We start from the raw sequence: 12,771 nt of genomic DNA, 5'->3' as shown, positions 1-12,771 counted from the left end.
TGCGCGGACCGGGCACAATGCGCGGACAGGCCCGCCTTGTCCCGCCGCCCTGCCCCTTGGCGTTGCCCTGCGCCGCCGCGGTTGCCCTGTGCTGCCCCCCACTACCCCTGCCCTGAGCTCCTGCCTGTGCCGTTACGCCATTGCTCCTTGGGGGAATGCCCAGCATTTTATAGGGGGCAGATATTTTGCCTCGACGCCGTTGCCCCGCCTGGGGGTCGACATCTACAAAAGCAAAAAGCTTGCCTTGACGCCGGCGTTGTTTTTTTTGGGGGGGGAGATGTTCTTCTTGCCCTGACGCCCGACGCCCTGCGACGTGCTCCGCGCGGCGTGCGGGTCTGGCGCTCCTGCACGGACTTCTTCGGCCCCGCTCAGGGAAGGCCGACTTTGTTGGTGGCCCTTACCCATCGGATACGCCCAGCCCGGCGACGCTGCCTTGCGCATGGGCGGCGTCTGACATTGCCGCTACGGTCATCGCCTAAAAAAAATCGCAAAAAAACAAATATCGCTTGACAGCCTCTGGGGTAAGGGCTACATATTTTTTCTCGCAACGAGAAAGGTTGCGACATGGCGCGGGGTGGAGCAGCTCGGTAGCTCGTCGGGCTCATAACCCGAAGGTCGTAGGTTCAAATCCTGCCCCCGCAACCAGATAAATCAAGCCCTTACGGAGACGAGCCGTAAGGGCTTTTTTATTTGTCCTACCCTATTCCTACCCTCCGATTAGCCCACCTTGAATACCTATCCCAGACGCGGTAATAATATTCGAGGATAAATATATACTTATTCGGAGTTCCCATGAGCCTGACTCCCGCTGAAATAGTTTCACTGCTAGGTACAACAACCCCCAGCCTTTCGGCTAGAATTGGTTCTATCAGTAGACACTGGAAATCCGCAGGACATGATATTGAAGGTCGTTTTTTCTATGTTCGCTTTAGAGACAGCGCACCAACCGTGGACGATTTGATTGACATAGCACATGCCAGAATGGTCAATTTTTGCATGCCTCGTACTCGAATTAAAGAGGCTAAAGCAGAGATGATGGCCAACCCCGATAGGATCGATTGTTGGGTGGATCTAGTTACAGAAGCTAGAGATTTATTCATAAAGACTTATGAAAAATCAGGCAGAAGTGGAGAACTTGGCGAAATTTTACTCTACATGCTAGTAGAATCTGTTTTAAAGGCACCCATAGTTGCCTGCAAAATGTACCTCAAAACATCATTACAAATGCCCGTGCATGGTGTAGACGGCATCCACATGGGCTTTGAAGGTGACAATCTAATAATGTATTGGGGAGAATCAAAACTCCATAAGGATAAATCTTCAGCACTCACAGACATTGCTGAGTCAATATCTGGTTTTACTAAAGATAGAGACAAATATAAAAGAGAAGTAAGAATAATTAAGTCAAATCTTAATATTGATGACTTAAATTCAGAAGCAATAAATGCATTAAAAAGTTATTTTGATCCATATAAAGAAGAAAGCAACAATCTTATCGATTGCTATGCATGCCTTGCTGGATTCGACTCTTCACTGTACGATATAGTTTCAAATGTGAAACATGATGCTTGTGAAAAAATGTTCTGTTCAGAATATGAAAATAAAATTCAGCAACTTTGCGATTTAATCTCAAATAAAACAGAAGAATATGGGTTAGGGAGCTTCAAATTTTCTTATTTTCTTCTGCCCTTTCCTTCTGTTGACGCCGCTCGAAAAAAATTTCAATCAAAGCTTTGGGGTAGGTCATGAAGCTTGCTGAAGAGATCGCCTATGATATTTGGTCGTCTGATGGGTTTAAGACCGATTTATCAAGATTGATTGAAAAAAGCATACTTAAAGACCTCTCCTCACTTGCGCTAGAAACACAACAGACGGAAGAACCATTCGACTCGACAGCGCTTGCCCGCTTGCTACAGTCAGCTGCAATCTTTGCCGATACTAGCCACGAGGGATTTCGGGAGGCGGCGCAAAGAATATGCACAGCCGCCTTAAAAATATGCGACGATGATGATTCTGTGCGCGCTTTATTCTCATTAACGCAAGCGCGTTTGCGAAATTTCCCCGCCCTTTTGCCCAATGAAAATAACATTACGCCAAAGGAACTTCCGCTTCCATTGCAGTATGAATTTGTCCAAACAGAAATTGAACAATCCATTCACCTTTCGTGTGGTTCCGTATTAACTTTTACACCATTTCAACTGGACGGCTGGAATAAACTGATGAATCAGTATTCAGTCACAATAACTGGACCAACCTCAGCCGGAAAATCATATGTATTGCTACTTTATTTGATTGAAAAATTAAAAACGCATAAGCACTTGTCATGTGTATACATAGTTCCAACAAGAGCATTGATTAATCAAGTCTCTGACGATGCATCAAAAGAGCTAGAAAAGCAAAATATTGATGATGTATTAATTACAACTGCCCCTGTTGATATTCGTGAAGATGGAAAAAATAAAATATTATATATTCTTACGCAGGAAAGACTTGAAGCATTATTAACCTCTTATGCCGACATTAATATTGATATTGTCATTATAGATGAGGCTCAAATAATTTCAGATGGTTCACGAGGAGTCCTTCTGGAATCTGTTTTAGATAGAATATTAGACAGATCAGCATCTACACAATTTATTTTTAGCGGACCACTGATCGGGAATCCAGATTTTTTTTCTACGCTGTTAAAGACAGATAAGGTTTTGACCTGCGCTACTAGGCAATCACCTGTCACACAAAATATCATACATTTGGATTATTCTAGCATTCCCAAGAGTGAAGTTAAAATCAGTATTGAGATTGGGGAAACAAATCATGAAGTCGCAAAGGTTGAGCTTCCGATCAGGCTCTCTACTGACACAGACAAATTAAGCTACCTAAGCGCCCTACTGGGAGGCACAGGTAGCTCAGTTGTATACTCTGCTGGAAAAGCAGACGCCGAAAAAATTTCACAACTCATATCTCAAAGCCTTCCCGAGCTCCCTGACACTCGAAAAGACCTTGTAGACTTAATCAAATTCGTCAAAAAGCATGTACATAAAGACTATGCCCTAGTGGGCACTTTAGAAAAAGGTGTTGGATTTCACTATGGGCATATGCCTAGTTTGCTGCGAAAAAAGTTAGAAGACTATTTTAAATCCAGGAAACTCTCTTATTTAGTTTGCACAAGTACTTTGCTTTATGGCCTAAACATGCCTGCAAAAAATATCTTCATGCTAAAACCTACCACGGGACGCCAATCCCCTATCTCCGGTCCTGATTTTTGGAATCTAGCAGGACGAGCCGGAAGGCTCGGGAAAGAGCTTGAAGGCAATGTATTCATAATTGACTATGAACATTGGGAAAACAAACCAGTCTCACAGCGAAAAGACGTTTTCGTTGACTCTGCACTAAAAACAGCCATAGTAGACAATTCTGATAAATTTGTTGAATTTTTGACTGCCGTTGAAAATCCATCAGAATCAAATTCCAATTTTGAGATTACCCTTGGGAAACTTGTTTTAGATCATAGAATGGATAGACTTAGCGATACCATTCGAAAATACAAGAACAAAGAAAATTATTTATCTCTCAACAAAATCTCTGAGCATATTAAACATATATCAGATTCATCTCCATTACCATTTGATGTTATAAATAAAAACATTGGAGTATCAGTGTTTCGCCAAAATGGCTTGCTTAATTATTTCATGAAGCGAATTGAAGAAGTTGACCCCAGCGAACTAATCCCATCTTTCCCTCTCGACGATTTTAAATCCTCATATAGAAGCTATTTGCGTGCATTTAAAAGAATCCACAATCATATTTTGCTATACAAATCAGGCGACAATCGACATACCTTCTTCGCAGGCCTAGCTCTTCGATGGATGAGAGGCAGTTCTCTGCCTCAACTTATTAATTCATCTATTTCTTATTACAAAAAAAAAGAGCCTAAAAAAACTGTTGCATCAATAATAAGAGAAACAATGGAGAATATTGAAGATGACTTGAGATTTAGATATGTAAAATATTTTACATGCTACAATTCACTCCTTGCATACACTTTGAAGAGTAAATCACTGGCAGATTATATTGAAGCAATCCCTGACGTACCGCTTTACTTAGAAATGGGAGGTTCATCGGGGTCAATGATTAATATGATGGCGTTGGGGCTATCGAGAACAACCGCAGAATCTTTGATTGAATTTATGCCAAACAAAGAAATGGGCATCCGAGAATTAAAAAATTGGCTGCAAACACAGCCGCTAGAGCAATTCGATATTTCCAGTGTCTGCATTGAAGAGGTTACTGAATTATTTAAGAAGGATAACGATAACCCATCTGACACTTTTACCCCGACTTCTTGCTAGCGCCACAGGAGCAAGTACATGTTCGTGTCAGCCTTCATTTAAAAACAAGTGTTTTCTTAAGGGATAATACGTTGCCTCTTTTTCACAAACTTTTCAGGTAACGCTATATGCTAAGATCTTGATCTGCCCCTGGACGAATCCCCAATTTCCTATCGTCATCCTGTAACAAAAGGCGGCTCCCAATCAGTTTCATTTGTTTTCGCCGTGCAAGCAGGCTGTCAACTTGGGCAATAATTTCCCCAGAGAACTGGATAAGTCGTTCAAGTGCTTCATGCAATAATCGCATTCTTTCTGCTTCTCTCGAACGGATTGCATCTCTATTTGAAGCTGATCCAATCGTTGGCTCTGGTGACGCGTTGATTTGTGATTTTCCGCTTCCCAACGTGCCAATGCTTCTTTCAGTATAGTTTGTAGTTCGGTCATGATGACCTTACCCCATTGCGTATACCACTTGTAAGTTAGTGGTTCCTGTTGGGTTATGGGTTCTGTTCTGTCGGCAAAATTCTTCTGGCGTCAGCCAGCCTAAGGAGTTGTGCGGTCACCGCTCCCAATCCTTTCACCGCTACGCCCCCCAAAGTAACCATTGCAGGTAGAAAGGCCGCCATACGGCTATTTCGCGTCGCACAGCCCGCAGGACGATGCCGCCGAACGGACGCTAAATCCTGATGGACGGGTCCGTGGCGCCTGGTTTGGTTAAACAGCTTTTACTCCGCTACTGGTGTCATGCCTTGAAAGCAGAATCGGCACAAAACTGCTTTCGTATCGACAATACGTGTTCACGGGCCCCTCCTATATCTTGTTCAGCGCAAATTTTTGCGCACAGCAAATAATATAGGTGGAAGAACATGACCCTTGCCCAACACGCGGGCGCTCTGACGCGGCCACAATGGATGCGCCTGTTGGCCCTGGCGCCAGAGGGCACCTTGCGGGATCTGCTGCAACCTCTGGCGCAGGCAGTGAGCTATACGTTTTTGCGCAGGCCCGAAGCCGGGCTGTTGATGGTGGAAGGCAAAACAGGCGGTACGCGGTTTAACTTGGGCGAAATGCTTGTCACGCGTTGCGCCGTCAGCCTGTCCCATCCACCTGCCCAAGCCGGTGAGCCCGGCCGGCCTGTGCAGGGCTATGCCTGGATATGCGGCAACAGACCGCGTCACGCCGAGCTGGCAGCGTTGGGTGATGCCCTTATGCAGCTGCCGGGCTACGCCACGCGCCTCAGGGCGGATCTGTTTGACCATCTGCGCGATCTGGAAAAACAGGAAGCCGCCGAAGAAGAACGCCAAATCGCCCCCACTAGGGTAAACTTTTTTACGCTGGCGCGGGGAGAAAACGCATGACCGCCCTGACACAGGGCTTTACCAATCCCGTACTGGACTGCCAGAGCTGCTACCGCGCCGTGCTGGACGCCATGAGCCGCCCGGCCCTGCCCGTGCGGTTGCCGGTGCTGCCGCCCCTGCCCGTGCCCGGTGGTGCTTTTGGCTCCGGCATGGCCGCTCTGGCCCTGACCCTCTGCGATGGCGAAACCCCGCTGTGGCTTCAGCCGGAGCTGCGCAGTGAGGCGCTGCACGCCTACCTGCGGTTTCACTGCGGCTCCCCCATCACGGCAGACCCAGGCCTCGCCGCCTTTGCCTTTATTATTTCCCCCCTGACCATGCCCCCCCTCAGCGCCTTTGCCCAGGGTTCGGCCGTTTGCCCCGAACAGAGCGCCACGCTGATACTGTCTGCGCGTTTGAGCGGCCCGGCGGACGTTCTGGCTGCCGGCCCTGGCATCGGCGGCCCTGAAACAGGTCGGGACACCGCCCGCCCTCTGGCCTGCCGGGGTTTGCCCCCCACGTTTGTGGAGCAGTGGCAGGACAACCGCCAAGCCTACCCTCTGGGGGTCGACGTGCTGCTGCTGGACGATAACCTTTCCGACAACGGGCCCATCATGGCGGGTTTGCCCCGCACAACCGGCATAAGGCCCATGCCGCAAAAGTCGGAGTCCTGAATATGTATGTTGCTGTAAAAGGCGGCGAAAAAGCCATCAACGCCGCCCACAGGCTGCTGGCTCAGGTGCGCCGGGGCGATACCGCGGTGCCGGAACTCGGCGTGGATCAGATTATGGAGCAGCTTTCCCTGTCTGTGGACAGGGTGATGGCCGAAGGCGCGCTGTACGCGCCGGAACTTGCCGCGTTGGCGGTAAAACAGGCCAGAGGCGACCTTGTGGAAGCCATTTTTCTGCTGCGGGCCTTCCGCACCACGTTGAGCCGCTTTGGCTCTTCCCTGCCCGTGGACACGGCAGCCATGCGGGTACGACGGCGTATTTCCGCCACCTACAAAGACATCCCCGGCGGGCAGATTCTGGGACACACGTTTGACTACACGCACCGGCTGTTGGACGCCTCGTTGCTGACCCGCGCCGCGGAAGGTCTTCAGGCCTCCAAAGCGGAAACGGCGCGGCCGTCCGCCGCTCATGCCTGCCCCGCCCAGCCCGGCATCGCGACGAACAGCCGCGCGCCAGACTCCGCTGCGCCCGCCGACAGCGTGGCAGAACAGCCCTCATCCCCGGCAAACCCGTTGCCCGAAGCCCCCCGCAGTTACGCAAAAGTCATGGATTTTCTTGAAAAGGAAGGCCTGCTGCCCGCCCCCGCAAAAGAGGGCACCAACGGGGCCGCTGCAGCTCCTGCAGACATCACGCGCAGCGCGCTGACCCTGCCCGCGGGGCGTGACGCCCGACTGCAAAACCTGGCACGCGGCGACGAGGGGCTGATGCTGGCCCTGGCCTATTCCACGCAGCGCGGCTACGGCTCCACCCATCCTTTTGCGGGCGAACTACGCATGGGTTCGGTAGAAGTACGGTTTGTACCTGAGGAACTGGGCTTTGCCGTGGTAGTGGGCCGTCTGCCCCTCACGGAATGCGAAACCGTCAACAAATTTCACGGAGGCAACGGCGTGAAGCCCTGTTTCACACGGGGCTACGGCCTGAGCTTTGGCGAAAACGAGCGCAAGGCCCTGAGCATGGCTCTGGTAGACAGGGCCCTGCAGTCCGGCGATTACGACGAGCCGGTGAAAGGCCCGGCCCAAGACGAGGAATTTGTGCTTAGCCACAGTGACAACGTGGAGGCATCGGGCTTTGTGCAGCACCTCAAGCTGCCGCATTACGTGGATTTTCAGGCCGAGTTGGCCCTTGTACGCGGCATGCGCCAGGCCATGGAAACGACGGGCGGCGCCGGACACAGCGCCGCTGAAGGGGAACAGGAATAATGATCGCACAAGCCCAATCCAGAGCCGCATCGGCACTCAAACGGCTTGAACCAGACGCCCGGCCGCAATGCGCCGCGCCCGCCCACGAGGGTGCGGACAATACCGTTGCGCAGGGCAATGGCTTCGGCACTCTGACCTACAATTTCGCCTACCTGGACGAACAGACAAAACGCTCGCTCAGGCGCGCTATTCTCAAGGCTGTGGCTGTTCCCGGCCATCAGGTGCCTTTCGGCAGCCGTGAAATGCCCATGCCCTACGGCTGGGGTACGGGCGGCATACAGGTTTCGGCATCGGTCATGGGCCCGAACGATGTGCTCAAGGTTATTGACCAAGGTTCGGACGACACCACCAACGCCGTATCCATAAGAGCCTTTTTCCGTAAAGTGGCGGGGGTCGCCACCACCACGGAAACAGAGAAGGCCACCATTATCCAGACGCGCCACCGCATACCGGAACAGCCCCTGCATGAAGGCCAGATACTGGTATATCAGGTACCCATCCCCGAACCGCTGCGCTGGCTTGAGCCCAGCGAAACAGAAACCCGCACCCTGCACGCCCTTGAGGAATATGGCATCATGTATGTCAAGCTGTATGAAGACATTGCCAGGCACGGCGAAATAGCCTCCAGCTACGACTACCCCGTGCTGGTGGCCGGGCGTTACGTGATGAGCCCTTCGCCCATTCCCAAGTTTGACAACCCCAAGATGCGCGGCTGCCCCGCCCTGCAACTGTTCGGGGCCGGGCGCGAAAAGCGCGTCTACGCCGTACCGCCCTATACGGAAGTGAAAAGCCTGGATTTTGAAGACCACCCCTTTACCGTGCAGCACTGGTCCCGCCCATGCGCCCTGTGCGGCAGCACCACAAGCTACCTTGATGAAGTGATTGTTGATGATGCAGGGGCGCGGCTCTTTGTCTGTTCCGACACCGAATACTGCGCATCCCGCCGGGCCGCCGGACACAAGGGCGACGGCATGCCCGTGGTCGCCCCCGGCAGCAAAGAAAGGGCACACTCATGACCTGCCTGCATTGCCACGACCAGGCCCCCCTGCTGCAAGTCATAGACGCCACCCACTACTACGGCGAACGCAAAGGCTGCGCCGACGTTTCCTTTGAGCTGTGGCCCGGCGAGGTGGTAGCCATTGTGGGCGAGTCCGGCTCCGGCAAAAGTACCCTGTTGAGCCTCATTTCGGGCAGGCTGCCCCTGACCTCAGGCACGGTTGTGTACCGTGACGCCCTGGGGCATGCGCGCAACATGGGTTCCATGTCCGAAGGCGAGCGCCGCAGACTGCTGCGCACTGAATGGGGCTTTGTGCACCAGAACCCGCGCGACGGCTTGCGCATGCGCGTCAGCGCGGGCGGCAACATCGGCGAACGCCTGATGGCCTGCGGTGCGCGCCGTTATGGCGACATCCGTGAAGCCGGGCGCGGCTGGCTGCGCCGGGTGGAAATTCCCGAAGAGCGCCTGGATGACCGGCCTACGGCCTATTCCGGCGGCATGCAGCAGCGCCTGCAGATAGCCCGCAACCTTGTGTCGTCGCCTCGGCTGGTCTTTATGGACGAGCCCACTGGCGGGCTGGACGTTTCCGTACAGGCCCGGCTGCTGGATTTGCTGCGCCACCTTGTGCGCGATCTGGGCCTGGCCGTGGTGCTGGTAACGCACGACCTGGCCGTGGCCCGCCTTCTGGCCGACAGGCTGCTGGTCATGCGCAGCGGCAACGTGGTGGAGGAAGGTCTTGCCGACCAAGTGCTTGACGACCCCCACCACCCCTACACGCAACTGCTTGTTTCTTCCATTCTGCAAGGATAGCCCGCCATGCATCAGACTCCGTTCCCTGCGCCCGCAGTATCCGCTACACCCGCCACGGATTCCAAACCGGATTCCGCCACGGGGCAAGTGATGCTTACGGTGCGCGAACTCGCCAAAAATTTCACCCTGCATGCCCAGGGCGGCGTGCACATCGCGGCTTTCAGCGGTCTGAATCTTGAAGCGTACGCGGGCCGCTGCCTTGTGCTGCACGGCCCTTCCGGAGCGGGTAAATCCACCCTGATGCGCTGCCTGTACGCCAATTACAAAGCCTGCTCAGGCAGTATTCTTGTACGCCACCGCAACGGCTTTGTGGACATGGTCACTGCCCGGCCCCGCGCCGTGCTTGATGTGCGGCGTGAAACCATGGGGTATGTGAGCCAGTTTTTGCGGGTCATCCCCCGCGTGAGCACGCTGGACATTGTGGCAGGGCAGTGTACGGCCCACGGCGAAGAGCGCAGCGCCGCGCGGGAAAAAGCCGCCGTGCTGCTGGACCGCCTGCATATTCCGCAACGCCTCTGGAACCTTGCTCCGGCCACGTTTTCAGGCGGCGAACAGCAACGCGTCAACATTGCGCGCGGTTTTATCCGGCACAGCCCCGTGTTGCTGCTGGACGAACCTACCGCTTCGCTGGACGCGGCCAACAAACGCACGGTGGTCACCCTGATCGCCGAGGCCAAGGCGCGCGGCAGCGCCGTTATCGGTATTTTTCATGACGACGAAGTACGCGAAGCCGTGGCTGACGCCGTTTTTCATCTGCAACCAGGAAGAAATCATGCCTCGTGAATATTGTATCGCCAACGCCCGCATGGTCACGGCCGACGCCGTTATTGAAGGGCACCTTTGCGTGCGCGATGGACGCATCCATGCCTTGGAAGCGGGCGCGCCGCCCATAAGCCGCGGGGTTGCCGTGGAGGACTGGGGGGGCGACTACCTGTTGCCTGGTCTTGTGGAACTGCATACGGACAATCTTGAAAAACACCTCATGCCCCGACCCAAGGTTATCTGGCCTTCGGCTCGCGCTGCCTTTCTGGCTCACGACGCGCAGATGGCGGCGGCCGGCATAACCACGGTGTACGACTCGGTATGCATTGGCGAAACCCAGGACAAAGGCCGCTACCTCATGCTGCGCATGGCTGTGGACGCCTTTACCGCCTGCACTTCGGGCAATCCCGCAGACACGGGCGTGCGGACAGAACACCGCCTGCATCTGCGCTGCGAACTTAATGACCCTAATATGTGGAGCATGTTCGAGCCCCTGTCGGCCACACCGGGGCTGGGGCTCATCTCGCTGATGGACCATACGCCCGGCCAGCGGCAATGGCGCAATACCGATGCCTACCGCACCTATTACAGCACCATACGCTCCTGGACGGAAGAGGAGTTCGCCAGCAATGTGGCCGAACTGCAGGAGCGCCAAAGAACATACACCCCGCTGCACACCGGCATGGTCACTGAATTCTGCACGGCGCACGGCGTACCCATGGCCAGCCATGACGACACCACCGTGGAAGACGTGAACCTGGCCCTGGGGCACGGCATCGTCATCAGCGAATTTCCCACCACCATAGAAGCCGCGCGACACGCACGCAATAACGGCATGACGGTACTTATGGGTTCGCCCAACGTGGTGCGCGGCAAATCTCATTCCGGCAACATCAGCGCTCTGGACGTGGCCCACGAAGGGCTCCTGAGCGGACTTTCGTCCGACTATGTACCCATGAGTCTGCTGCACGGCGCTTTTGTCCTGCAGCGCGAGGCCGGGCTTTCCCTGCCCGACGCCGTGAGCATGGTCACGCGCCGTCCGGCCCAGGCCGTGGCCCTGACGGACAGGGGCGAACTGCGTCCCGGGCTCAGGGCCGACCTTGTACGCGTGGCCCTGCACGATGATCTGCCGGTAGCGCGCGAAGTCTACGTGCGGGGCAAAAAGGTGTTCTAATGGCGCAGTATCCCGGCCTGCTGGTCTATGTGGTGGGGCCTTCCGGCGTCGGCAAGGACAGCCTGCTGGCATTTGCCCGCTGCCGCCTGACGCACCGCACCGGGCAGGAGGACATCTGCTTTGTACGCCGTCACATCACTCGCCCCGCAGAAGCGGGGGGGGAGGACCACATAAGCCTGAGCGCAGAGGAATTTTCCCTCTGCGCGGAGCGCGGCGACTTTGTCCTGGATTGGGAAAGCCACGGCCTGCGCTACGGCATACACCGGCAGGTGCTTGACCTGCTGGAGCAGGGGCATGTGGCTGTGGTCAACGGCTCGCGTGGATATGCCCCGGAGGCCGCCCGTCGCATCAGCCCCCTGCTGGTGGTGGAAATAACCGCGCGGCGCGACATTTTGCGCCGCAGGCTTGAGCAGCGCGGCAGGGAGCAAAGGGAGGAGGTTGAAGAACGTCTGGCCCGGGCCGCAATACCGCTGCCGCATCTGCCCCACCATGTGCTGGTAGACAATTCCGGCGACCTTGAAACGGCTGGACGCATTTTTACGGAGATTATCAACCATGCCCGTCATTTTGCAACGTAAGGAGGCTTTCATGATCAACATAGAAAATCTCACCAGAACGTTCGGCAACAGTCGCGCGCTGGACAATGTCTGCCTGTCGGTGGCCGAAGGGGAAATGGTGGCTCTTATTGGCGCTTCCGGTTCCGGCAAGTCCACCCTGCTGCGCCACATTGCGGGCCTCACCGAGGCGGACAAAAACAGCGGCAGTGTGCATGTGCTCGGCAGCGTCATGCAGCGAGAAGGGCGCCTGGCCCGCCATGTGCGCCACCTGCGCACGAACATTGGCATGATATTTCAACAGTTCAACTTGGTGGACCGGTTGCCGGTACACACCAATGTCATGTTGGGCGCGCTGGGCAGGATACCTCTGTGGCGCTCTCTGCTGGGCCTGTTCCCGCATCAGGTGCGCGTAGATGCTCTCACGGCCCTTGGCCGCGTGGGCATTGCAGAAAAGGCCTTTCAACGCGCCTCAACGCTTTCGGGCGGGCAGCAGCAGCGGGCGGCCATTGCCCGCGCCATGGTGCAGAAAGCCAGGGTGCTGCTGGCCGACGAACCCATTGCTTCTCTTGATCCTGAGTCATCCCGAAAAGTTATGGAGCTATTGGCCGAGGTAAACCAGCAGGACGGCATCACTGTGGTGGTAACCCTGCACCAGGTGGACTTTGCCATTCGCTACTGCCGACGCACCGTGGCCCTCAAAGAGGGCTGCATCGTGTATGACGGGCCTTCCGATAGGCTTACCCCGGCCTTTTTGCGTGAAATTTACGGCGCCTCCAGCGAAGAGTTATTCGCACGCGCCACTGGCGGGGATGAAGAGCCGGCCCTTGAGCCGCGTCTTTCTCTGCGCCAAGCCTGCAATGCCGCATAACCAAAGTGTAATTA

The 12,771-nt window shown here is 54.8% G+C and carries 11 protein-coding genes and 1 tRNA gene; all 12 read left to right on the top strand.

What is annotated here, in order from left to right; all coding sequences use genetic code 11:
* Positions 1-568 precede the first annotated feature (568 nt).
* The 12 genes from J7I12_RS10000 (at position 569) to phnC (ending at position 12,757) form a co-directional block, all read left to right on the top strand.
* Positions 569-645 (top strand) — tRNA-Met (locus tag J7I12_RS10000).
* A 147-nt stretch (positions 646-792) separates the two neighbouring features.
* Positions 793-1,749 carry a HamA C-terminal domain-containing protein gene (locus J7I12_RS09995; protein WP_487125665.1) on the top strand — a complete coding sequence of 319 codons (957 nt, stop codon included), beginning with the start codon at positions 793-795 and terminating at the stop codon, positions 1,747-1,749.
* A complete protein-coding gene (locus J7I12_RS09990) occupies positions 1,746-4,349 on the top strand; it encodes a DEAD/DEAH box helicase (RefSeq protein WP_487125664.1) in 2,604 nt (867 codons plus the stop codon). The genes J7I12_RS09995 and J7I12_RS09990 overlap by 4 nt, the downstream gene beginning before the upstream one ends.
* Before the next feature lie 845 nt (positions 4,350-5,194).
* Positions 5,195-5,683, top strand: a complete 489-nt coding sequence (gene phnG, locus J7I12_RS09985) for a phosphonate C-P lyase system protein PhnG (protein WP_118229914.1) — start codon at positions 5,195-5,197, stop codon at positions 5,681-5,683.
* Positions 5,680-6,333 (top strand): phosphonate C-P lyase system protein PhnH, encoded by a 654-nt coding sequence (gene phnH / locus J7I12_RS09980; protein WP_302548592.1) that lies wholly within the window; start codon positions 5,680-5,682, stop codon positions 6,331-6,333. Before phnG ends, phnH begins: the two co-directional genes overlap by 4 nt.
* Before the next feature lie 2 nt (positions 6,334-6,335).
* Positions 6,336-7,589 carry a carbon-phosphorus lyase complex subunit gene (locus J7I12_RS09975; protein WP_288908056.1) on the top strand — a complete coding sequence of 418 codons (1,254 nt, stop codon included), beginning with the start codon at positions 6,336-6,338 and terminating at the stop codon, positions 7,587-7,589.
* Entirely contained in the window at positions 7,589-8,605 is a 1,017-nt protein-coding gene (locus tag J7I12_RS09970; protein WP_118229911.1) for an alpha-D-ribose 1-methylphosphonate 5-phosphate C-P-lyase PhnJ, read from the top strand. The genes J7I12_RS09975 and J7I12_RS09970 overlap by 1 nt, the downstream gene beginning before the upstream one ends.
* Entirely contained in the window at positions 8,602-9,396 is a 795-nt protein-coding gene (gene phnK / locus J7I12_RS09965; RefSeq protein ID WP_118229910.1) for a phosphonate C-P lyase system protein PhnK, read from the top strand. Before J7I12_RS09970 ends, phnK begins: the two co-directional genes overlap by 4 nt.
* A 90-nt stretch (positions 9,397-9,486) precedes the next feature.
* Positions 9,487-10,179 carry a phosphonate C-P lyase system protein PhnL gene (phnL, locus tag J7I12_RS09960; protein ID WP_118229909.1) on the top strand — a complete coding sequence of 231 codons (693 nt, stop codon included), beginning with the start codon at positions 9,487-9,489 and terminating at the stop codon, positions 10,177-10,179.
* On the top strand, positions 10,169-11,332 hold the full coding sequence (locus J7I12_RS09955; protein ID WP_302548591.1) for an alpha-D-ribose 1-methylphosphonate 5-triphosphate diphosphatase: 1,164 nt from the start codon (positions 10,169-10,171) through the stop codon (positions 11,330-11,332). Before phnL ends, J7I12_RS09955 begins: the two co-directional genes overlap by 11 nt.
* Positions 11,332-11,910, top strand: a complete 579-nt coding sequence (phnN, locus tag J7I12_RS09950) for a phosphonate metabolism protein/1,5-bisphosphokinase (PRPP-forming) PhnN (protein ID WP_483203533.1) — start codon at positions 11,332-11,334, stop codon at positions 11,908-11,910. Before J7I12_RS09955 ends, phnN begins: the two co-directional genes overlap by 1 nt.
* Before the next feature lie 10 nt (positions 11,911-11,920).
* Positions 11,921-12,757: a phosphonate ABC transporter ATP-binding protein gene (gene phnC / locus J7I12_RS09945; RefSeq protein ID WP_118229906.1), complete on the top strand. Its 837-nt coding sequence runs from the start codon at positions 11,921-11,923 to the stop codon at positions 12,755-12,757.
* Positions 12,758-12,771 lie beyond the last annotated feature (14 nt).

The sequence above is a fragment of the Desulfovibrio diazotrophicus genome (genome assembly GCF_902498985.2).
GTDB classification, from domain to species: Bacteria; Desulfobacterota; Desulfovibrionia; order Desulfovibrionales; family Desulfovibrionaceae; genus Desulfovibrio; species Desulfovibrio legallii.
The sequence above is the reverse complement of the archived record's forward strand: the minus strand, read 5'-3'. Positions and strand labels throughout refer to the sequence as shown.